The following is a 25,034-nucleotide window of genomic DNA, read 5'->3' as shown; positions in this document are numbered from 1 at the left end:
GAAGGAAATCCGATGACGATTGATGACCGGGCGCTGCAGGTTGGGCGCGAACAACTGACGGAACCTGACGGTGGCCCATTCCCGCTGACGCGCGGACAGCTAGACATTTGGCTTGCGCAGCAAACGGACCACCAAGGTGCGAGGTGGCAGCTGGGCTATCTTCTGCGAATTGAAGGCACGGTCGACCCGTGGCTGCTTGAGCACACGATCCGGCAAGTGGTGCGCGAGGCCGAACCGATCAGAGCTGCCTTCTTCCAGGTGGATGGCCAGGTCTTCCAACAGGCGGTCGATTACCCGGATGTCGAACTCGCCTGCTATGAGCACATGGGCTCGCAGGACCCGGTCCAGGAAGCCTATCGGCTGGCAGCCTCGATTCAGAGCACGGTGATGCCGCTTGATGGCCCGCTGTTCAAATTTGCATTATTGCAAACGCGGCCGGATGAGTTTTATCTTTTCGTCTGCTGCCACCACATAGTGGCGGATGGAATCGGCCTTGCCCTGATTTGTCATCGGATCGGAGAGGTCTACAACGCCCTGGCTTCGGGGGCACCGATTCCCCCCGTCTTCTTTGGATCGCTGAGTGATCTGATTGCTTGCGAGGTGGAATACGAAGCGTCCACCGATTACCTCGATGATCAGGCCTATTGGGCCAAGAACCTGCCGGCGGAAAGCGAACCGCGTTATCGGTCGGCGCCCGCAACGGGTGCGCGCGAGCCATCTGAATCGTCTCCACCCGTTGAATTAGACCCGGCCGTAGTCGCCGGGATCCAGGAATTGGCGCAGGCGTTGGGCGTGCGCCGCTCTTCGGTGATCGCCGCGGCGTGCGCGCTGCTGGTGGGTGGTTGCGACGTCGAGAGTTCCGAGGTGGTGTTCGAATTCCCGGTAAGCAGGCGGGTGCGTCCGGAGACGCAGGCGGTGCCCGGCATGATTACCGGGTTCGTCCCACTGGTGTTAAAAGCTTCGCCGGGGTCCTCGGTTGCCAGTTTTTGTGAACATGTCGACACGCGACTGCGAGAAGCGCTGCACCATCAGCGATTCCCGGTGCACCTCATCGAGAACAGGCGTCTCCGCGGCTCTGCGCAGCGGTCAAATCGCATAATCCTTAACTTCATTCCGACTACAAACCTGGCGAACATTGCTGGTGCCACGGTTTCGGGAACACTGACCCACACCAATCTCGTCGATCAGCTTGGGCTGGATTTTTTCAGCGACCACGATCGGCTTTTTCTCGGCATGCAGCCCGGCGCCACGACGGGTGGGTTCGGGGGCGCTGGACAATGGCTTTCTGATTGTGACGTCCGCGATTTGATCGATCGGTTGGAGCGGGTGTTGGTGGCGATGACCGCCGACCCGGCACGGCCGCTGTCATCGGTGGATGTGCTCGGCGCGGGTGAGCATGCCCGGCTGGGGGAGATCGGCAATCGGGCCGTGTTGAGCGAGTCGGCAAGTATGCCAGTGTCGATCCCGGCGCTGTTCGCGACTCATGTGGCCAGGATTCCGGATGCGGTGGCGGTGGTGGGTGAGGGCAAGTCGGTCACTTACCGCGAGCTCGATGAGGCTTCGAATCGGCTGGCGCACGTGTTGGCTGGCCGAGGTGCCGGCCCTGGAAAGATTGTGGCACTGCTATTTTCGCGTTCGGCCGAGGCGGTGGCCGCGATCTTGGCGGTGCTCAAGACGGGGGCGGCCTATCTGCCGATCGACCCGGCAGTGCCCGATGAGCGGATCGGATTCGTGCTGGCCGATGCCGCACCGATCGCCGCGGTGACTTCCGGTGGGCTGGCCGAGCGGCTCGACAACCATGACGTGGTCGTCATCGATGTCAACGATCCCGCTGTGGATGCCCAGCCCGGTACAGGCTTGACGGGCCCCGAGCCCGACGATATCGCGTACTTGATCTACACCTCGGGCACCACCGGGGTGCCCAAGGGGGTGGCGATCACCCATTGCAATGTGACCGAGCTGTTGGGGTCGTTGGGCGCCGGCCTGCCGGGGACGGGTACGTGGGCGTTGTGTCACTCGTTGGCTTTCGACGTGTCGGTGTGGGAGATCTTTGGTGCCCTGTTGCGAGGTGGGCGCCTGGTGGTGGTCTCTGAGCCGGTGACCAGTTCCCCGCACGAGTTACATCGGGTTTTGGTGGCCGAGCGGGTCAGCATGTTGACCCAGACGCCGTCCGCGCTCGCGACGCTGCCGGTCGAGGAATTGGAGTCGGTGGCCGTGGCCGTGGTCGGTGAGGCGTGCCCCGTCGAGGTGGTGGATCGGTGGGCGCCTGGTCGGGTGATGGTCAATGCCTATGGCCCGACCGAGACCACGATGTGTGTGGCGATCAGCGCCCCGCTGTCCGCGGGCGCGGGTGTGGTGCCGATCGGCTCGCCGGTCAGCGGAGCCGCACTGTTTGTCCTCGACAGTTGGTTGCGCCCGGTGCCCGCCGGGGTAGTGGGGGAGTTGTATGTGGCCGGCACCGGGGTCGGGGTCGGGTATGTGGGTCGGGCCTCGTTGACCGCCTCGCGGTTTGTGGCCTGCCCGTTCACCGCTGCGTGGGGGCAGCGGATGTATCGGACCGGCGATCTGGTGCGCTGGCGTGCCGATGGGCAGCTGGAGTATCTGGGGCGTGCTGATGAGCAGGTCAAGATCCGCGGCTACCGCATCGAACTGGGCGAGATCCAGAGCGCACTGACCGCCCTTGACGGCGTCGAGCAAGCGGTCGTGATCGCCCGCGAAGACCGCCCCGGCGACAAACGCCTCATCGGCTATGTCACCGAATCGAGCAGCGGGGCAGTAGATCCGGGCGCGCTGCGTACCGCGCTGGCCGAGCGATTGCCCGAGTACATGGTGCCCGCCGCGGTGGTCGTGCTGGACGCGCTGCCGCTCACTGTCAACGGCAAACTCGATACCCGCGCTTTGCCCGCACCCGAATACCAGAACGCCGGATATCGCGCACCGGCCAGTGCGGTCGAGGAGATCCTGGCCGGTATTTACGCGGACGTGCTCGGCGTCGAGCGTGTCGGGGTGGACCAGTCGTTTTTCGACCTGGGCGGGGATTCACTGCTGGCGACGCGCCTGATCGCGGTGATCGAGACCAGTCTGCACGCCGAGCTTTCGGTGCGCACGGTGTTCGAGTCGCCCACGGTGGCCCAGTTGGCGCTCCGCGTCTGCGCGGGCGCAAGTCGGCTTGAGCCGTTGGTGGCGGTGGAGCGGCCTGCGGCGGTTCCGCTGTCGTTCGCCCAGCAGCGGTTGTGGTTTATCGACCAATTGCAGGGACCGTCACCGATCTACAACATACCGGCCGCATTGCGGCTGTGTGGACGGCTGGATGCCGAGGCGTTGGGTGCGGCGCTGGCCGATGTGGTAGCCCGCCATGAGACCCTCCGCACGCTGTTTACGGCGCCCACCGGAACACCGCAACAAGTGGTTATCCCGTCAGAAGAAGTCGATTTCGGTTGGCAGATCATTGATGCCACCGGCTGGTCGTCAGGCCGCCTCAGTGAGGCCGTGAACGCCGCGGCGTGCCACACGTTCGATCTGGCCACCGAGATCCCCTTGCGGGCAAAGCTTTTCCGCGTCGCCGACGACGAACACGTGCTGGTGGCCGTGGTGCACCACATCGCCGCCGACGGCTGGTCGATCACCGCACTGGTGCGTGATATGGGACTGGCTTACGCCAGCCGGTGTGCGGGTCAAGCCCCGGGGTGGGCGCCGTTGCCGGTGCAGTACGTCGATTACACGCTGTGGCAGCGTGCGCAGTTGGGCGATGTCGCCGATCGCGAGAGTCCGATCGCTGCGCAGTTGGCCTACTGGGAACAGGAGCTGGCTGGGCTGCCCGAGCGCCTGGCGTTGCCCACCGATAGGCCCTACCCGCCGGTGGCCGATTACCGCGGCGCCAGCGTAATCGTGGACTGGCCGGCCGAGCTCCAGGAGCGGGTGCGCGCGGTGGCACGCGAGCACAACGCGACCAGCTTCATGGTGATCCAGGCCGCCCTGGCCGTACTGCTGGGCAAGCTCAGCGCCAGCAGCGACGTGGCAGTCGGATTCGCGACCGCCGGGCGGAGCGACCCAGCGCTCGATGAGCTGGTGGGGTTCTTCATCAACACCTTGGTGCTGCGGGCCGATTTGGCCGGGGACCCCACCGTGGCCGAGTTGCTGGCCCAGGTGCGGTCGCACAGCGTCGCCGCCTACGAACACCAAGACGTGCCCTTCGAGGTGCTCGTTGATCGACTGAACCCGACCCGAAGCCTGGCCCACCACCCGCTGATACAGGTCGTGTTGGCCTGGCAGAACTTCCCGGGGCACACCAGCGACCCCGCCGCCGGGCTGGACCTGGGCGACCTGAAGGTCACGCGTTTGCCAGTGGACACCCAATCGGCGCGCATGGATCTGACGTTCACCCTCGCGGAACGTTTCACCCAGACCGGTGAGCCCGCCGGAATCGCCGGGGATGTGGAGTTTCGCACTGATGTCTTCGACGCGGCCAGCATCGAGGCGCTGATCGAGCGGTTGCGGCGAGCATTGACGGCCATGACCGCCGACCCCAGCCGACGGTTGTCGTCGGTGGACCTGATGGATGCCGACGAGCACACCCAACTGGACAAGATCGGTAACCGGGAGGCGCTGGCCCGGACGGTGCCAAGCGTGGCGTCGATCCCGGCGGTGTTCGCCGCTCAGGTGGCGCGCACGCCAGAGGCGGCGGCGATCACCTTTGCAGGCCAGTCGACGACCTACCGCGAGCTCGACGAGGCGTCCAACCGGTTTGCGCACCTGCTGGCCGCCCTGGGCGCCGGCCCGGGACAGTGTGTGGCGCTGCTGTTGCCACGATCGGCCGAGGCGGTCCTGGCAGTAATGGCGGTGCTCAAGACCGGGGCGGCCTATCTGGCGATCGACCCGGCGCATCCCACCGCGCGCATGGAGTTCATGGTTGCTGATGCCGCACCGATCGCCGCGATCACCACCGCAGGACTGGCCGAGCGGTTCGACGGTTGTGGCCTGCCGGTCATCGACGTCGCGGACCCGCGCATCCTCGGCTGCCCGTGCACGGGCTTGCCGGCGCCGGGCCCCGAAGCGATCGCCTACCTGATCTACACCTCGGGCACCACCGGGGTTCCCAAGGGGGTGGCCGTCGCTCACCAGAATGTGATCCGGCTACTGGACTCTTTGAACGCGGACCAAGAGCTGGTGGGGCAGGTGTGGACGCAGTGCCACTCGCTGGCCTTCGACTACTCGGTGTGGGAAATCTTCGGTGCGCTGTTGCACGGCGGACGGCTCGTGGTGGTGCCGGAGTCCGTGACCCGCTCGCCTGAAGAGCTGCACGCCTTGCTGATTGCCGAACAGGTCAGCGTATTGAGCCAGACGCCGTCTGCGTTTTATGCGCTGCAAACCGCCGACGCGCGGGCAGCCGAGTCCGAGGAACGGCTGAACCTGCAGATGGTGGTGTTTGGTGGCGAGGCGCTAGAACCCCAGCGCCTCGGAACGTGGTTGGACCGCCACCCGCGATCACCGCGGCTCATCAACATGTACGGCATCACCGAGACAACGGTGCACGCCTCGTTCCGGGAGATCACGGTCGCCGACGTCGACCGCAGTGTCAGCCCGATCGGGTTGCCCCTGAACCATCTCGGCTTTTTCGTGCTGGACACCGACTTGCACCCGGTGCCCGTCGGGGTGACAGGGGAGTTGTACGTGGCCGGCGGCGGACTGGCGTACGGATACCTGGGCCGCGCGGGGCTGACGGCGTCGCGGTTTGTGGCGTGCCCGTTCGCCGCGTCCGGGGCGCGGATGTATCGGACCGGGGATCTGGTGAGTTGGGGTCCCGATGGGCAGCTGCGGTATCTGGGGCGCGCCGACGAGCAGGTCAAGATCCGGGGATACCGCATCGAGCTCGGCGAAATCCAAGCGACGCTGGCCGCATTCGACGGGGTGGAGCAGGCGGCGGTCATCGCCCGCGAGGACCGCCCCGGCGACAAGCGGCTGGTGGGTTATGTCACCGGAACCGCTGACCCGGCCGAGGTTCGGGCATGGCTGGGTCAGCGGCTTCCGGCCTACATGGTGCCGGCGGTGGTGGTGATCGATGCGCTGCCGCTCACGGTCAACGGCAAGCTGGATACCCGGGCTTTGCCGGCGCCCGAATACGGCGAGGGTGATCGGTACCGCGCCCCGGCTACGCCCACCGAGGAGATCCTGGCCGGCATCTACGCTCAAGTGCTCGGGCTCGACCGGGTCGGGGTCGATGACTCCTTCTTCGACCTGGGCGGGGATTCGCTGTCTGCCATGCGGGTCATCGCCGCCATCAACAAATCCCTGGACGCCGGCCTTGCGGTACGCACCGTATTCGAGTCACCCACGATCGCCCAGTTGGCGCCCCGTATCGGCGGGGCCGGGAATGGGCGTAAGCCGCTGGTGGCCGGCGAGCGGCCCACGGTGGTGCCGTTGTCGTATGCGCAGAGCCGGCTGTGGTTCCTCGACCGATTCGAGGGCGGGGTGGCGACCTACAACATGCCGACCGCGTTTCGGATCAGCGGGGCGCTGGACGTCGAGGCGCTGACGGCGGCAATCGATGACGTGATCGCCCGCCACGAGACGCTGCGCACCATATTTCCGGATATCGACGGCGTGCCGTTCCAGAAGGTACTGCCGGCCGAGGCGGGGATGTGGCGTCGCGGGGGCCCCGCAGTCGTGTCGTTGGCGGAGCAGGATCTGGTCGGCGAACTGGTGGGGCTGGCGGGCCATCGGTTTGACTTGGCAACCGAAATCCCGCTTCGGGCGCAGATCTATGAGGTGAGCCCCGAGCAGCATGTCGTGGGAATTGTGGTGCACCACATCGCTTGTGACGGGTGGTCCCTGGCGCCGATGGCCAGAGATATCGGCGAGGCATATCGGGCGCGGCGGCAGGGCCAGACCCTGCAGTTGGCGCCGTTGCCGGTGCAGTACGCCGATTTCACCCTCTGGCAACGGGAATGGTTGGGCGTCGAGTCCGATCCCGACAGTGTGATCGCCGGGCAGTTGGCGTACTGGCGAAACGAGTTGGCCGATCTGCCTGAGGTGGTGTCGCTGCCGGCGGACCGGGCGCGCCCGCCGGTGCCGAGCTACCGCGGCGATGCGGTGGACGTGCACCTCGATCCACGGCTGTGGGCCGGAATCAAGGCGCTGGCGGCTGCGCATAATGCGACCGCCTCGATGGTGTTGCAGGCGGCCATGGCGGTGGTGTTGCACCGGGCCGGGGCCGGCGAGGACATCGCGATCGGCACCCCGATCGCCGGCCGGATGGATGCGGCGCTCGATGAGCTGGTCGGGTTCTTCGTCAACACGTGGGTGTTGCGGGTGGGGGTGACGCCCGCGAACCGGTTCAGCGAGGTGCTTGAGGGCGTGCGTCAGAAAGCGCTGGACGCCTACAGCAACCAGGATCTGCCCTTCGAGCGGCTGGTCGAGCAGCTCAACCCGGTGCGCTCCACGGCGCATCATCCGGTGTTCCAAGTGGCCTTGGCCTTCCAGAACAATGTGCGGCCCGACGTGGCTCTCGACGGGCTCAGCGTCGAGCCACTCGCGGTGGACAGCCGCACCGCCAAGTTCGACCTGGACGTCGATCTGCGAGAGGTGCCCTCCGAGGACCCGACCGCACCGATGGCCGCCGGCGTCGTGACCTATGCCACCGATCTGTACGACCGGGTCACCATCGAGCGCTTCGTCAGCTGGTTTGAGCGGGTGATCGAAGCGATCGTAGGGGACGCGTCCGTGGTGGTGGGCGACCTGGCGTTGCTGGATCCCGACGAGCGGGATTTGGTGCTCTTGCGGTGGTCTGGCGCCGGCGTCGAGGCGCCGACGGGAGTGGCGCCGGAGTTGTTGGGAGCAGCGGTGGCCGCCGACCCGGACGCGGTGGCGGTCGTCGATCATGCCCGGACCTTGTCCTATCGCGAACTCGACCAGTGGTCGACGCGGCTGGCGCGGGTGCTGATCGAGGCAGGGGTGGGTCCGGAACGCGCCGTCGGCGTGGCGATCGGCCGGTCCACGGAGCTGGTGGTGGCGTGGTGGGCGGTGCAGAAAGCCGGCGGCGTGTATGTGCCGGTCGATCCCACTCACCCCGTCGAGCGGATCGCCACGGTGCTGGACTCGGTGGACGCGGTGTGCGTCCTGACCCGCGATGCCGACGTGGTGGCCGGGGCCGGGACGCGCGCGGTGCTGCGCATGGACGGCCTGGACCTTTCTGGGCGGTGCGCAGAGGCGATCACCGACGCCGACCGGCTGGCGTCGCTGGGGCCGGATAACACCGCCTATGTGATCTTCACGTCGGGGTCCACCGGCACCCCCAAGGGTGTGGCGGTCAGCCACGGCGGTCTGCCCGGGGTAGCCGCGGCGCACCGCGAGGTATTCGGCATGGGCGAGGACACCCGCATGCTGGCGGTGCTCTCCCCGACGTTTGACGCCGCGCTCGGCGAGCTATTGGTCGCGGTGGGAGCGCGGGGCGCGTTGGTGGTTGCGCCGCCGGAGGTCTTTGCCGGCGAGGCGTTGACCGCCTTGCTGGAGGAGCATCGGGTCAACGCGGCGGTGATGACCCCGACGTTGCTCTCGACGCTGGATCGAACCCGGCTGGATGGGTTGTCCACGCTGATCGTCGGCGGTGAGGCCTGCCCGGACGAGTTGGTGACCGCGTGGGCGCCGGGGCGGTGCATGTTCAACGGCTACGGTCCCACCGAGGCCACGATCTGGGCCACCACTGCGCCGCTGCTGGCGGGGCAGCCGGTCCGCATCGGCACCCCGCTCCCGGGGATGCGCGCACTGGTGCTCGACGCGCGGCTGAACCCCGCGCCGATCGGGGTGGTCGGTGACCTGTATCTGGGCGGACCGGCGGTGGCGTGCGGCTACCTGGGCCGGGCGGAATTGACCGCGGAACGATTCGTGGCGGATCCCTACGGGCCTGCGGGCGCGCGGCTGTATCGCACCGGCGACCTGGTGCGCTGGGCACCCGATGGAACCCTGGAATATCTCGGCCGTGCCGACGCACAGATCAAGCTGCGTGGACACCGCATCGAACTGGGCGAAATCGAAAACACCTTGCTGGGCTGCCCCCAGGTCACCCGCGCGGCCGCGACCGTGCATGAGAGCAAAACCGGCTCGCATCTGGTCGCCTATGTGACCCTCGAGCAGACCACCACCGCCGAGCACGACGCCGAAACCGTCGACGCGTGGCAACAGCTATATGACGAGGCGTATGGCGCTGACGTGGAGGCGCCGGAGTTCGGCATGGACTTCCGCGGCTGGAACAGCAGCTACACCGACGATCCGATTCCGCTCGAAGAGATGGAGGAGTGGCGTTCGGCCACCGTGGATCGGATCCTTCAACTGCATCCCGCGCGGGTACTGGAGATCGGCGTGGGCTCGGGGCTATTGCTTTCCCAGGTGGCCCCGGTGTGTTCCGAGTATTGGGCGACGGACTTCTCCGCGCCGACGATCCAGCGGCTGCAGGCCGCCGTGGCCGGACGGTCGTGGGGCGATCGGGTGCGGTTGCAGGTGCAGCCCGCCGATGTCGCCGCCGGGTTGCCGGAAGGCCACTTCGATCTCGTGGTGCTCAATTCGGTGGTCCAGTACTTCCCGAGCGCGCGGTATCTGACCGACGTGCTGGCGGTCGCGATGCGATTGCTGGCACCGGGCGGGGCACTGTTTATCGGCGATGTGCGCAACCACAGTCTGCAGGGCGCGTTCCAGACCGGGATCGCGCTCGCCCGCAGCGCCACCGACATCGCCGACGCCGACGAGATTCGCCAACGAGTTCAGCGCGCCGTGCTCAGCGAAGCCGAATTGTTGTTGGCCCCAGAGTTTTTCACCACCTGGGCTGCCGGCCATCCGTCGGCCGCCGGGCTGGATATCGAAGTCAAGCGCGGGATGGCCGACAACGAACTCAACCGCTATCGTTACGACCTCGTCATCCGTAAATCCCCCGCGCCGGTGCGCTCCCTGGCCGGCGCAGACAGCTGGGCGTGGACCCAGTGCGCGGGGCTGAGCGGACTGCACGACCGGTTGGTGGCTCAGCGTCCCAGCACCGTTCGCATCACTGAGATCCCCCGCGCCGGACTGATCAGCGACGTCCGCATCGAGCAAGCCCTGCTGGGCGGGCTGTCCCTGGCGGACGCAGTGGCCCTCGCCGACGGCGCCGATGCAGTTGTCCCCGAACAACTGCACCGCCTCGGGGAGAGCGCCGGATATCACGTCGCGGTCACCTGGGGTGCCCAACCGGGCACCGTGGATGCGGTGTTCATCGCTGCAGCGGACGCTGAGCGGACGTCGGCGCTGACCGATCTGTATCTGCCGGCTGACGGGCCCCACCGGGTGACCGGTTACGCCAATGACCCGCAGACCAACACCAAGATCACCGCGGTGCGTCAGCAATTGAGCGCGTGGTTGCCCGAATATATGGTGCCGACCCATATCGTGGTGCTCGACGAGTTCCCGATGACGACCTCGGGCAAGATCGACCGTAAAGCCTTGCCGGCGCCGGTGTTTGCCACCACAGCCTTCCGGGCGCCGCAGACCCAGACGGAAAGAATCCTCGCCGGCATCTATGCCGAGGTGCTCGGGATCGACAAGATCGGGATCGACGACTCGTTCTTCGACCTGGGCGGGGATTCCCTGTCGGCGATGCGTTTGATCGCCGCGGTCAACACCCGTCTGGATGCCGATATTTCGGTGCGTGCGGTGTTCGAGGCGCCCACGGTCGCCCAGTTGGCGTCCCGTGTCGGTAAGGGCGGGGGCCTGGAGCCGCTGAAGCCGGTTGAGCGGCCGGCGGTGGTTCCGTTGTCGTTTGCCCAGAGCCGGTTATGGTTCATCGACCAGTTGCAGGGGCCCTCACCGCTTTACAACGTGGTGCTGCCGTTGCGGCTGGCCGGGCCGCTTGATGTGGACGCGCTGGGTGCGGCACTGGTGGATGTGGTGGGCCGCCACGAGAGCCTGCGCACGCTGTTCCCGGCGGTCGAGGGGGTACCGCGGCAGCTGGTAGTGCCCGCCGAGCAGGCCGATTTCGGTTGGGACGTCATCGATGCCACCGGCTGGCCGGCGGGCCGGCTGCAGGAGGCTATCCGCGCTACCGTGAGTTACGGATTTGACCTGGCTGCCGAGATCCCGTTGCGGGCAAGGCTTTTCCGCGTCGCCGAGGACGAACACGTGATAGTGGCGGTGGTGCACGAAATCGCCGCTGATGGTTGGTCGACGACCCGGCTGGTGCGTGACCTGGGGGTGGCCTATGCCAGCCGGTGCGAGGGGCAACCCCCCGGCTGGACGCCATTGCCGGTGCAGTATGTCGATTACACGCTGTGGCAGCGCGCGCAGTTCGGCGATCTCGATGACACTGAAAGCCGCATCGCCGCGCAGGTGGCCTACTGGGAGCAGGCATTGGCCGGGATGCCCGAGCGGCTGCAGCTGCCCACCGATCGGCCCTACCCGCCGGTGGCCGATCAGCGCGGCGCCAGGGTGGCGGTGCAGTGGCCGGCGCTATTGCAGCAGCAGGTTGCCCGTGTTGGCCGCGAGCACAACGCGACCGGTTTCATGGTGACGCAGGCCGCCCTGGCGGTGGTGCTGTCCAAGCTCAGCGCCAGCAGCGATGTGGCAGTGGGCTTCCCGATTGCCGGGCGCCGCGACCCGGCACTGGATGAGCTGGTGGGCTTTTTCGTCAACACCTTGGTGCTGCGCGTCGATCTAGCCGGCGATCCCACCGTGGCCGAGCTGCTGGCTCAGGTGCGAGCACGCAGCCTGGCCGCCTACGAGCACCAAGACGTGCCCTTCGAGGTGCTCGTCGAGCGGCTCAACCCCGCGCGGTCGCTGGCCCATCACCCGCTGGTTCAGGTGGTGTTCGCCTGGAACAACTTCCCTGGGCAAATCGAAGTCCCCGCGACGGGGCTGAGTTTGGGCGATCTTCAGGTCACGCCGCTGGTCGGCGACACCCAAACCGCGAAGATGGATGTGGTCTTCTTCCTCAAGGAATCCTGGACCGAGGCCGGTGAGCCCGCCGGGATTTCCGGGACGGTGGAATATCGCACCGACGTGTTCGACCCGGCCAGCATCGAGGCGTTGATCGAGCGGTTGGAGCGCGTGTTGGCGGCGATGACCGCCGATCCCACCCGGCGGCTGTCGTCGGTGGATTTGCTTGGCGAGGGTGAGCATGCCCGCTTGGATCGGATCGGTAACCGGGCGGCGTTGACCCGACCCGCACCGCCGCCGGTGTCGATTCCGGTGTTGTTCGCCGCGCAGGTGGCTCGCGCACCGGAGGCGGTCGCGCTGACGTGCGGAGGCCGCTCGATGACCTACCGCGAGCTTGATGAGTCGTCGAACCGGTTGGCGCACTTGCTCGTCGACCAGGGAGTGGGCGCGGGGGCGCCGGTGGCACTGCTGTTTTCCCGGTCGATGGAGGCGGTCGTGGCGATTCTGGCGGTGCTCAAGGCCGGGGCGGCGTATCTGCCGATTGACCCGGGCGCGCCGGCGGAACGGATCGGATTCCTGCTCGACGACGCTCAGCCGACCGCGGCGATCACCACGGCGGACCTGCGCGTGCGTCTCGACGGGCGTCGGCTGCTGGTCATCGATGTCAACGATCCCCGCGTGGACACCTACCCGTGCACGGGTGTGCCGGGGCCGGCCCCGGATGCCATCGCTTATTTGATCTACACCTCGGGCACCACCGGCGTGCCCAAGGGAGTGGCGATCACCCATCATAACCTCACCCAGCACCTGGAGTCGTTGAACGCCGGCCTGCCGCCCGGACGAGTGTGGACGCAATGCCATCCCTACGTCTTTGACTTCTCGGTGTGGGAGATCTGGGGCGCGTTACTGCATGGCGGGCGCCTAGTGGTGGTGCCCGAGTCGGTGACGAGTTCCCCGGAAGAGTTTCATGCCTTGATGGTGGCGGAGCAGGTCAGCGTGTTGACCCAGACACCGTCGGCGGTGGCGGCGTTGCCGGTTGAGGGATTGGAGTCGGTGGCGCTGCTGGTGGGTGGCGAGGCCTGCTCGGCCGAGGTGGTGGATCGCTGGGCGCCGGGGCGGGTGATGGTCAATGCCTATGGCCCGACCGAGGTCACGATATACGCGGCGATGAGCGCGCCGCTGGCGGCGGGTTCGGGTGTGGTGCCGATCGGCGCGCCGGTGTCAGGGGCGGCATTGTTCGTGCTGGATAGCTGGCTGCGGCCCGTTCCCGCGGGAGTCGTCGGGGAGTTGTACGTGGCCGGTGGGGGGCTGGCGAACGGATATGTGGGCCGGGCTTCGTTGACCGGGTCGCGGTTTGTGGCGTGCCCGTTCGGGGCGCCGGGGACGCGGATGTATCGCACCGGAGACTTGGTGTGGTGGGGTGCTGACGGGCAGCTGCGGTATCTGGGACGTGCCGATGAACAGGTCAAGATCCGCGGGTATCGCATCGAGCTGGGGGAGATTCGGGCCGCTCTGGCAGCGCTGGACGGGGTGCAGCAGGCGGTAGTGGTAGCCCGCGAGGACCGCCCGGGCGACAAACGCCTGGTCGGCTACGTGACCGGGACAGCTAGCCCGGCCGAGCTACGCAGCGCGCTGGGCGAGCGATTGCCGGAGTACATGGTGCCGGCCGCGGTGGTGGTGTTGGCGGCGCTGCCGCTCACGCCCAATGGCAAACTCGATGCCCGCGCCCTGCCGGCGCCCGCGTATCAGAACGCCGGTTATCGCGCTCCGGCCAGCCCGGTTGAGGAGATCTTGGCCGGCGTGTTCGCCGAGGTGTTGGGGACCGACGAGGTCGGTGTCGATGACTCGTTCTTCGATGCGGGCGGGGATTCGTTGTTGGCGATGCGTCTCGTCGCCGCGATAGAGATGGGTTTGGGCGCCGAGTTGTCGGTGCGCACGGTGTTCGAGGCGCCCACGGTGGCCCAGTTGGCGTTGCGTGTGGGTGGCGACGGGGGTCGGCGCGAGCCGTTGGTGGCCCTCGAGCGGCCCGCGGTGGTGCCGTTGTCGTTTGCCCAGCAGCGGTTGTGGTTCGTCGACCAGTTGCTGGGGCCGTCACCGGTCTACAACATGGCGGCGGCGTTGCGGCTCAGTGGGCACCTGGACGCCGAGGCGTTGGGGGCGGCGCTGGCCGATGTGGTGGCTCGCCAGGAAAGCCTGCGCACCTTGTTCCCCGCGGTCGAGGGGATACCACGGCAGGTGGTGATCCCGGCCGACCGGGCCGACTTCGGCTGGCAGGTCGTCGATGCCACCGGCTGGCCGGTGGACCGGCTGCAGGATGCCATCGATCCCACGGTGCGGCACTCGTTTGATTTGGCGACCGAGATCCCGTTGCGGGCAAGGCTTTTCCGTGTCGCTGAGGATGAGCATGTGTTGGTGGCCGTGATGCACCATATCGCCGGCGACGGCTTGTCGATGGCCCCGCTGGTGGCTGATCTGGGGGTGGCCTATGCCGCCCGGTGTGCCGGGCGGGCGCCGGGGTGGGCGCCGTTGGCGGTGCAGTACGTCGATTACACGTTGTGGCAGCGCGCCCAGCTCGGGGATGTGGCCGATGCCGACAGCCCGATCGCCGCGCAGCTGGCTTATTGGGAGCAGGAGCTGGCCGGGCTGCCCGAGCGGCTGGCGTTGCCCACCGATCGGCCCTACCCGCCGGTGGCCGATTACCGCGGCGCCAGTGTGATCGTGGACTGGCCCGCCGAGCTGCAGCAACGGGTGCGCGCGCTGGCTCGCGAGCACAACGCGACCAGCTTCATGGTGATCCAGGCCGCCCTGGCGGTGCTGCTGGGCAAGCTCAGCGCCAGCAGTGATGTGGCAGTTGGGTTCTCGATCGCCGGGCGTGACGATCCCGCACTCGATGAGCTGGTGGGATTCTTCGTCAACACCTTGGTGCTGCGGGTCGATTTGTCGGGTGACCCCAGCTTCACCGAAGCCCTCGACCAGGTGCGTGCCCGCAGCCTGGCCGCCTACGAGCACCAGGATGTGCCCTTCGAGTTACTCGTCGAGCGGCTCAACCCCACCCGCAGCCTGGCCCATCATCCGCTGGTGCAGGTCGCGCTGGCTTGGCAAAACTTCGCCGGGCCCGACAATGACCTGGCCGCCGGGGGGCTGGCTTTGGGTGATTTGCAGGTCACACCGCTATCGGCGGACACGCGGGTCGCCCGCATGGATCTGACCTTCACGCTGGCCGAACGTTTCGGCGAGGGCGGCCAGCCCGCCGGGATCGCCGGGTCGGTGGAGTATCGCACCGACGTGTTCGACGCGGCCAGCATCGAGGCGTTGATCGAGCGGTTGGGCCGCGTCTTGGCGGCCGTGAGTGCCGACCCCAGCCAGCACTTGTCAGCGGTCGATCTACTCGACGAGCGTGAGCACGCCCACCTCGACGGGATCGGCAACCGGGCCGCGTTGACCGCGCCGCAGTCCACCGCGGTGTCGATTCCGACGCTGTTCGCTGCGCAGGTGGCGCGCACGCCCGAGGCGGTGGCGATCACCTGCGACGGCCACTCGATGACCTACCGGGGCCTCGACGAGGCATCTGACCGGTTGGCGCATCTGCTGGCCGGCCATGGGGCGTGCCCGGGACAGACTGTGGCACTGCTGCTTTCCCGTTCCGCCGAGGCGATCGTGGCGATCTTGGCGGTGCTCAAAACCGGGGCAGCCTACCTGCCGCTCGACCCCGCGCATCCCGACGCGCGAATCGAATTCATCCTGGCCGACGTCGCGCCGATCGCCGCGCTCACCACCGCCGAGCTCGCCGACCGGTTCGACAAGTACTCGTGTGACCTGGTGGTCATCGACGTCAAGGACGCCCAGATCAAGGACGCCCGAATCAACGGCTACCCGTGCACCGACCTGTCGGCGCCGGCCCCCGACGACATCGCCTACCTCATCTACACGTCTGGCACCACCGGTGTGCCCAAAGGCGTTGCCATCACCCACCACAACGTCACCCAGATGTTCGGGCCGCCGGATATCCACCTGCCGGCGGGACCGTCGACGCTGGGGCATTCCTTGGCCTTCGACGCCTCGGTGGAAGAGATCTGGCGTGCGTTGTTCCACGGCGGGCGGCTGGTAGTGGTGCCCGAGTCGGTGACACGCTCGGCCGAAGACTTGCATGCCTTGCTCGTCGCTGAGCAGGTCAAGACATCGAGTCAGTCGCCGTCTCCGCTGGCGATGCTGTCCCCTGAGGGATTGGAGTCGATGGCGCTGCTGGTGGCCGGTGAAGCGTGCCCGGCCGAGCTGGTGGATCGGTGGGCGCCCGGGCGGGTGATGGTCAATGAATACGGCCCGACCGAAACCACGGTGTGTGCATCCAGGAGTGCGCCGTTGGTCGCCGGTTCGGGCGCGCCGCCGATCGGCTCGCCGCTCCCAGGCGCCGCGTTGTTCGTGCTGGATCAGTGGGCGCGTCCAGTGCCGGTCGGGGTCGTCGGGGAGTTGTATGTGGCCGGTGTCGGAGTCGGGGTCGGCTATATGTTCCGCGCGGGATTGACCGCATCGCGGTTTGTTGCCTGCCCGTTCGGGGCGCCGGGGACACGGATGTATCGCACCGGAGACCTGGTGAAGTGGGGCCCCGATGGGCAACTGCAGTACCTGGGCCGCGCCGACGAGCAAGTCAAAATCCGTGGTTACCGCATCGAACTCGGAGAAGTTCGCGCCGCCCTGGCCGCACTCGACGGCGTAGATCAGGTGGCGGTGATCGCGCGCGAGGACCGCCCCGGTGACAAGCGCCTGATCGGCTACATCACCGGCACTGCAGATCCGGCCGAAAGCCGCACAAAGCTCATGCAGCGACTCCCGGCCTACATGGTGCCCGCCGCGGTCGTGGTGATCGACGCACTGCCGCTGACGGTCAACGGCAAACTCGACACCCGCGCCCTGCCGGCGCCGGAATACCAACGGGGCGATCGCTATTGCGCCCCGACCACTCCCACCGAGGAGATCATGGCCGGCATTTACGCCCAGATACTCGGCCTCGAACGGGTCGGGGTCGACGACTCCTTCTTCGATTTGGGCGGGGATTCGCTGTCGGCGATGCGCCTGATCGCCGCGATCAACACCAGCCTCGACGCCAACCTAGCGGTGCGCACACTATTCCAGGCGCCGTCCGTGCGGAGCTTGAGTCAGCAGCTGGACCAAGATGCCGGCGAGGTGGAACTAGTCCCCGTTGAGTTCCTCAAAGAGGGCGCGGGTCGCCCGATGTTCTGCATCCATCCCGCGGGTGGGCTGGTCTGGCCGTATTACGCTCTCGGCGATTACTTGGACTGCCCGATCATTGGCATTCAACAAACCCCGCAAAATGGCGAGGCTGAACCCGAGTCAATCCGCGAGATGGCGGTAACCTACGCCGACCGGATCCAAGGGGTTGATCCAACCGGGCCCTACAACCTTCTCGGTTGGTCGTTTGGCGGCATTGTCGCGCATGAAATTGCCATCGAGCTGCAGCGGCGCGGATGCGTAATCGCAAACCTTGTCCTTCTCGACGCTTTGCTAATCACCGACAGCAGCGTCGATCTACCAAACCTGGCCGAGCAGGACGTGCTGGAAGAGGTCTTGCGGTTGTGTCACATAGAGATGCCCGATCAGGATGAGCCGCTTACTTTTGAGCGGGCGGAAGGACTGCTTCGCGAACGAGGAATTGTCGAATTTGCTCGGTACAAACAACTTGTCGATTTCGGCGTTCAGAACATCAACCGTAACCAGGCATTGGCTCAAGTCCACGAACCCGGTGTCTTCGATGGGGATATAACCCTATTCTCCGCCATGGAGGATAAGGGGGATCAGGGCTCGTGTCCTACGCAAAGTTGGCGACCTTACGTTACTGGCGACATCAGCAGCTACCCGGTCGAGTGTGCGCACCTGGATATGTTGACTGCCGAATCGCTCGTCCAGTACGGACAACACATCAAAGCCCTGATAGAAACCGAGCCTGCGTGCATAGATTAAAAGCACCAAAAGCGCCTTGAACGCACCCGGACAATACCGCCATCACACTCACGAAAGAGCTGGGCTCCATGCGAAAATTCGAGAAGGGTCGGTGTGGTCGCGTCGTGGTGAGTGATACCCAGACGCAGGGATTCGCTCTTCGAACGCGCATTTGGCGCTATGGCGACGCGGCGAAATAGCGGTTCCTAATGTCCGTCGAACCGACCACATTGCACCATACGAAGCGGCGCATTCCGGCTTTGTTGCGGTCCCGCCGATTCGTCGCCGTCGTTGTCGCGATCGGCGGCATACAGCTGATGGTGTCGATGGACGGCCCCGTCGCGATCTTTGCGCTTCCCAGGATCCAGAACGAGCTCGGCTTATCGGATGCCGCGCGGAGTTGGGTGATCACCGCCTACATGCTGACCTTTGGCGGTTTGATGCTGCTGGGCGGCCGCCTGGGTGACGCTATCGGCCGCAAACGTGCTTTCATCGTCGGAGTCGCGCTGTTCACTTTCGCCTCGATGCTGTGCGGCGTCGCCTGGGACGGGGGCGTGCTGATATCGGCACGGCTGCTGCACGGCGGGGCCGCCGCAATCACCACACCGACGATTCTGGCGCTAATAGCGACCACGTTCCCGACGGGACCGGAACGTAACTTTGCGACGGCGGTGTTCGGCGCAACGTCTGGTCTCGGTGGGGTGCTGGGCCTGGTGGTGGGCGGGGCACTCACCGACATGTCCTGGCGCCTGGCGTTTTTGGTGAACGTGCCGATCGGTCTGGCCGTGATTTACCTCGCCGTCAACACGTTGCAGGAGACCCAGAAGGAGCGGATGAAGCTCGACAGCGCGGGGGCTGTGCTGGCCACCTTCACCTGTACCGCCGCAGTGTTTGGCCTCTCGATCGGCCCGGAGAAGGGGTGGCTATCGGCCGTCACGCTCGGTTCGGGCGTGGTGGCTCTGGCCGCTTTCGTGGCGTTCCTCGTCGTCGAGCGCAGGGCCGAGAACCCCCTCGTGCCGTTCAGCCTGTTCCTCGACCGCAACCGGCTGGCCACATTCGCATCCATGTTCCTTGCCGGTGGGATATTTTTCACCCTGACTGTGGTGGTCGGCCTGTATGTGCAGACCATCATGGGCTACAGCCCGCTGCGCGCCGGCATCGCCTTCGTCCCGTTCGGCATCGCGATGGCCATCGGGGTGGCCGTGGCGTCGAAGCTGGTGATGTGGTTCCCGCCCCGGGTGGTGGTAATCGCCAGCGGCGGCCTGATTCTGGGCGCGGCGCTGTACGGCTCGACCTTCAACCGGGGCACGCCGTACTTCCCGAATCTTGTGTTGCCGCTCATCGTTGGCGCTATCGGTATCGGGGCGGTCTTCGTCTCGCTCACGCTATCGGTGATCGCCTCCGTCGATTCGGACCGGATCGGGCCCACGTCGGCGATTTCGATGATGCTGCAGACCTTGGGTGGACCGCTGGTGCTGGTCGTCATCCAGGTCGCCATCACGTCGCGCACGCTGCACCTCGGCGGCACCCTCCGGCCGGTGAAGTTCATGAACGCCGCCCAGTTGCATGCGCTGGACCGCGGCTACACCTACGGCCTGTTGTGGTTGGCCGGAGTGGTCGTGCTACTGGGTGGGGTGGCGCTGCTAATCGGGTACACCGCCGCGCAGGTAGCCCGCGCGCAGGAAGTCAAGGAAGCCATCGACGCCGGGGAGCTTTAGCTGGTCGTCGTCGGCTACGTCTACTGGACGCCGAGCGGCACGGTCGCGGTACAGTTCTCTCCGGCGGCCCGCCGCGTAATACCCAACTCCCGTAGGTCGACGAAAAGTGCTGTCGCGGAATCTAATCCGTGCCAAAAGACTCATTTTCGGTAGCGTTATTTATTGCCGGTACCGGAGCCACCACTCTGTCGCCTTGCGTTCACCACTCTATGTGCGGGTCCTGACTACGCTACCGACTTGATAAGCCTGACAACAGGATTGAAAGCCACGACGCTCGGGGCATGCACTTCGTCGAGGCCCTTTCCGGGCCCAGCCCTAGCGCGCACGGTCGGTTGCAGCGAGTGCACCGACCCATTCGGCTCATGCCAAAGCGAATCATGGAGGACCGGTGAGTATCACCCCGTTCTACTACACAACCGACGGCACCCCCGCGACTGACAAGCCACTCGGTCGCTGCCGCAAGGAGGCGAAATGACTGCCCAACTGATCGACGACGCCATGCAGCGCTCGCCTTCGACCGATTACTCCGCCCCGATGGCCACCACGCCTGTCACTCCTGTTGCGGTGATCGGCATGGCGTGTCGGCTTCCCGGCGGCATCGACTCGCCGGATCAGTTGTGGGAAGCGTTGTTACGCGGCGATGACCTGGTCACCGAAATACCGCCCGACCGCTGGGACGCCGACGAGTACTACGACCCGGAACCCGGTGTGCCGGGCCGGTCGGTATCGCGGTGGGGCGCCTTCATCGACGACGTCGCCGGTTTCGATTCCGAGTTCTTCGGGATCAACGAGCGAGAAGCGACCGCGATGGATCCGCAACACCGGTTGCTGCTGGAGACCTCGTGGGAGGCCATGGAACACGCCGGTCTCACGAGGGAGCGCATCGCTGACTCACTGACCGGTGTGTTCCTGGGGTTGACGCATGGCGACTACCAATTGCTGGCCGCCGACGCGCACTCCGTGGAGGGGGCATATGGCTTCTCCGGCAACAGCTTCAGCCTGGCGTCCGGGCGCATCGCCTACGCCTTGGGGGTCCACGGTCCCGCATTGACGGTGGACACGGCGTGTTCTTCCGGCCTGACGGCGATACACCTGGCCTGCCGCAGCCTGCACGAGCGTGAAACCGACCTCGCGCTGGCCGGCGGGGCCACGCTGGCGTTGGATCCGCGGAAATTCTCCGCCGGGTCGGCCGAGGGCATGCTGTCGCCGACCGGATGCTGCCACGCCTTCGACGTCGCGGCGGACGGGTTCGTGGGCGGGGAGGGCAGCGTCATGGTGCTGCTCAAGCGGTTGGCGGACGCGCAACGCGACGGGGACCGAATCCTGGCGGTGCTGCGCGGGACCGCTGCTAACCAGGACGGGCACACCGTGAACATCGCGACACCATCGGAGACCGCCCAGACAGCCGTGTATCAGGCGGCGTTAGCCGCCGCGGGTGTGGACGCCCGCACGGTCGGCATGGTCGAGGCGCACGGCCCCGGCACCCCGGTGGGTGACCCGATCGAATACGCCAGTTTGGCCAACGTCTATGGCGTCGACGGCCCCTGCGCGCTGGCGTCGGTGAAGACCAATTTCGGGCATACCCAAGCGGCCTCCGGAGCGCTCGGGCTGCTAAAGGCCATCCTCGCCCTGCAACACGGTGTGGTTCCCCGGAATCTGCACTTCACCCGGCTACCCGATGATCTTGCCCGAATAGATACGAAGCTGTTTGTGCCGCAGGAAAATACACGGTGGGTCACGAACGGCCATCACCCGCGGCGGGCGGCGGTCTCGTCGTATGGGCTGTCGGGAACCAACGTGCACGCCATCGTGGAACAAGCACCTGAGCAGGTTCTCGAAGCCGCTGTGTCCGAGGGTGTCTCACCCGAGGCTTCGACGACGGCGTCTCTGCTGTTTCCACTGTCGTCCACCTCGGCCGACGAACTGCGCCGCACCGCCGGCCGGCTGGCCGATTGGGTGCGAGCACATGACGACCTGGCGCTGCCCGACCTTGCCTATACCCTGGCACGTCGGCGCGCGCACCGCCCGGTACGCACCGCCGCCATCGCCAGCAACCGGCGCGAACTCGTAGAGGCCCTGCGCGAGATTGCCGACGGCGACACTCCGTATCCGGCCGCGGTCGGACAGGACGACCGCGGACCGGTATGGGTGTTTTCCGGGCAGGGTTCGCAATGGGCGGCGATGGGCGCCGACCTGTTGGCGAACGAACCGGTGTTCGCCGCCACCGTCGCGCAAGCCGAGCCGCTGATCGCCCGGGAGTCCGGATTCTCGGTGACCAACGCGATCTCGGCGCCGCAGACCGTGACCGGTCAAGACCGGGTCCAACCGACGCTGTTCACCATGCAGGTCGCCCTGGCCGCCACGATGAAGGCCTACGGGGTGCGCCCGGGGGCGGTCATCGGGCACTCTCTCGGTGAGGCCGCGGCAGCTGTCGCCGCGGGCGCGTTGTCGCTGGAAGACGGGGTGCGCGTGATCTGCCGGCGCTCGCGGCTGATGACTCGCGTGGCCGGTGCCGGTGCCACGGCTTCGGTGGAATTGCCTGCGCAGCAGGTGCTTTCGGAACTGACGGCACGCGGTATCAACGATGTCGTGGTGGCGGTCGTGGCCTCGCCGCAGTCCACGGTGATCGCCGGCGCCGCGCAAACGGTTCACGACCTGGTCGCGGCCTGGGAGCAGCGCGACGTGATGGCGCGCGAGGTTCCCACCGATGTCGCCTTCCATTCGCCTCAGGTCGATCCGATCATGGACGAATTGATCGACGTGCTCGCCGACATCAGCCCGATGACACCGCAAGTGCCCTTCTACTCGGCGACCCTGTTCGATCCGCGGGAGCAGCCGGTGTGCGATGCCCGCTATTGGGCGAACAACATGCGCCGTATGGTGCGGTTCGCCACGGCAGTGCAGGCAGCTCTCGAGGACGGCTACCGGGTCTTTGCCGAGCTGTCGCCACACCCGCTACTTGTCCGCGCCCTCGAGCAGACCGCCCGCAACCGCGAGATGCCCATGGCCGCTCTGGCCGGTATGCGCCGCGAACAGAAGCTTCCGCACGGCCTGCGTGGATTTGTGGCGGACCTGCACACCGCGGGCGCGGCGGTCGATTTCTCGGTGCTCTACCCGAGCGGGCGGCTGGTCGATGCACCGCTGCCGACGTGGACGCACCGGCGGCTGTGGTTGAGCGGCGGGGGCCAGGAATCCCCGACACATGGTGGTTGCACCGTCGCAGTGCACCCCCTGCTGGGCTCGCATGTGCGCTTGGACGAGGAACCGGAACGCCACGTCTGGCAGGCCGAGGTCGGCACCGCCGCCCACCCCTGGCTCGCGGACCACCGGCTTCGGGACGTGCCCATGCTGCCGGGAGCCGCTTACTGCGAGATGGCGCTGGCGGCGGCGCGTACCGTGCTGGGCGAGGCGGCTGAGGTTCGTGACATCCGCTTCGAGCAGGCGCTCCTGCTGGAGGAGCTGACCACGATCGGCGCCTCGGGGTCGTTGTCCTCGCCTGGCGTTGTCGACTTCACCGTGGAGTCACATCAGGGCGCCGAAAAGGCGCGGCATGCTTCCGCCGTCCTCCGCGTCGCGGAGGACGAGCAGCCACTTGCGCACGACATGTCCGCACTACTTGCGGCGCATCCGGGTTGTGACGACGGCGCAGAAGTGCGCAAGCGCATGGACGAGCGGGGCGTCCACTACGGTCCCGCGTTCGCCGGTCTCGGCGCCGTGCACACCGGCGGTGGGGCGACGGGCACCGTGCTGGCCGAGGTGGCGCTACCCCGCCAAATCCGCTCGCAGCAAGCGGCTTACGGCGTGCATCCCGCACTGCTGGATGCGTGTTTTCAGTCCGTGGAGGCTCATCCGGACGTTCAGGCCCTGGGCGAAGGCGCGCTCGGATTGGTATTGGGTATTCGCCTCCTGCGCGCCTACAGCGCTGCCCGCAACGTCCATTACTGCTACACACGGGTGACGAAAGCCGATACCTCCGGGGTCGAGGCCGACATCGACCTGCTCGACGAGCACGGGGCGGTCCTGGTCACCGTGCAGGGGCTGCGGGTGGGCACCAGCGCGTCGGGGAGCGGCAATGACGATCGGCTGCTGGCCGAGCGGTTGTTGACCATCGAATGGCGGCAACGAGAATTGCCCGAGCTGGACCACACCGACGCCGGAAGCTGGCTGCTGATCGGCACCAGCGCCACCGCCGACGTGGTGGCCAGCACATTGGCCGACGCGCTGAAGAACCATGGGGTGCAGTGCACCACCATGTCCTGGCCGCAGCAGGCCGACCACACCTCCAACTCCGACCAGCTTGCAAACCGTTTGCGTGCCGGTGAATTCACCGGTGTGGCGATCCTCACCGGACCGAAAAACGGCGACCCCGACGAGCGGAGTGCGCAGCTGGGCCGGGACTATGTGCAACATCTGGTGCGCATTGCCCGTGAGTTGGCGGATCTTCCGGGCGAACCGCCGCGCTTATATGTCGTGACCCGCAACGCCCAAACCGTGGTGTCCAACGACGTGCCCAACCTCGAGCAGGCCGGGCTGCGGGGCCTGGTGCGGGTGATCGGCATGGAGCACCCACACCTGGGCGCCAGCCAGATCGACGTCGACGAGACCACCGACGCCGACCAGCTGGCTCGCCAACTTCTCGGCGGGTTGGAGGAGGACGAGACCGCCTGGCGGAATGGCGCGTGGTACACCGCGCGATTGTGCCCCGCCCCACTGCTCCCCGAGGAGCGGCAAACGGCCGTCGCAGACCGCGAGCGGGACGGGATACGCCTGCAGATCCGTACGCCGGGTGATCTGGAGTCACTCGAACTCGTTGCCAGCGACCGTATTCCACCCGGACCAGGACAGATCGAGGTAGCGGTCAGCGCGTCCAGCATCAACTTTGCCGACGTGCTCGTTGCGTTCGGCCGTTACCCCGCCTTCGAGGGGCGGCTGCCGCAGCTGGGCACCGACTTCGCCGGCGTGGTGACCGCCGTCGGGCCGGACGTGACCGGCCACAAGGTAGGCGATCATGTTGGGGGACTGAGCGCCAATGGTTGTTGGGGTAACTTCCTCACCTGCGACGCGCGCCTGGCTGTCACGCTGCCGGTCGGCCTGACCGATCACCAGGCCGCGGCGGTGACCACCGCGCACGCCACCGCCTATTACGGCCTGCACGAGCTGGCCCGAATCAGTGCCGGTGATCGGGTGCTGATCCACTCCGCGACCGGTGGGGTCGGACAGGCGGCGATCGCCATCGCGCGGGCTGCGGACGCCGAGATCTTCGCCACAGCCGGCAGCGAGCAACGTCGACAATTATTGCGCGACATGGGAATTGAGCACGATATCCACGCCATAACCGTCGGTGTCCCGGCGTATCAGGTCGGCGAACTCTACGCTCCGCGAATCGTAAACATGCTCAATTCCCATGTCGCGCAATAATTGTCGACGTTGCTCGCTGCCGGCTGTGGCGAAGATCTCGGCGTCCGCAGC

General features: G+C 66.7%; 4 protein-coding genes and 1 pseudogene. 3 read left to right on the top strand and 2 right to left on the bottom strand.

Going from position 1 to position 25,034, the window contains the following annotated elements; genetic code table 11:
• Positions 1 to 12: 12 nt before the first annotated feature.
• The gene (locus tag A5659_RS14450) at positions 13 to 17,868 is read left to right on the top strand and encodes a non-ribosomal peptide synthetase (RefSeq protein WP_082976061.1); all 17,856 of its coding nucleotides are present in this window, start codon (positions 13 to 15) and stop codon (positions 17,866 to 17,868) included.
• Between the two features lie 157 nt (positions 17,869 to 18,025).
• On the opposite strand, the gene A5659_RS28545 is transcribed toward A5659_RS14450, so the two are convergent.
• On the bottom strand, positions 18,026 to 18,259 hold the full coding sequence (locus tag A5659_RS28545; protein WP_231997838.1) for a hypothetical protein: 234 nt from the start codon (positions 18,257 to 18,259) through the stop codon (positions 18,026 to 18,028).
• On the opposite strand from A5659_RS28545, the gene A5659_RS14445 reads away from it, so the two are divergent.
• Positions 18,165 to 19,565, top strand: a complete 1,401-nt coding sequence (locus A5659_RS14445; protein WP_231997835.1) for an MFS transporter — start codon at positions 18,165 to 18,167, stop codon at positions 19,563 to 19,565. The genes A5659_RS28545 and A5659_RS14445 overlap by 95 nt on opposite strands.
• A 471-nt stretch (positions 19,566 to 20,036) precedes the next feature.
• Positions 20,037 to 24,884, top strand: a pseudogene (gene pks2 / locus A5659_RS14440) (sulfolipid-1 biosynthesis phthioceranic/hydroxyphthioceranic acid synthase); the annotation flags it as partial.
• Here pks2 and A5659_RS28970 read toward each other — a convergent pair.
• A complete protein-coding gene (locus A5659_RS28970; protein ID WP_369829380.1) occupies positions 24,858 to 24,980 on the bottom strand; it encodes a hypothetical protein in 123 nt (40 codons plus the stop codon). The pseudogene pks2 and the gene A5659_RS28970 overlap by 27 nt on opposite strands.
• Positions 24,981 to 25,034: the final 54 nt, after the last annotated feature.

The sequence above is a fragment of the Mycobacterium sp. 1165196.3 genome, assembly GCF_001673415.1.
Lineage (GTDB): Bacteria > Actinomycetota > Actinomycetes > Mycobacteriales > Mycobacteriaceae > Mycobacterium > Mycobacterium europaeum_A.
The sequence above is the reverse complement of the archived record's forward strand: the minus strand, read 5'-3'. Positions and strand labels throughout refer to the sequence as shown.

Coding starts and splice junctions, on each gene's coding strand:
- A5659_RS14445 (WP_231997835.1), top strand. CDS start 18,165: ATGGTGTCGATGGACGGCCCCGTCGCGATCTTTGCGCTTCCCAGGATC.
- A5659_RS14450 (WP_082976061.1), top strand. CDS start 13: ATGACGATTGATGACCGGGCGCTGCAGGTTGGGCGCGAACAACTGACG.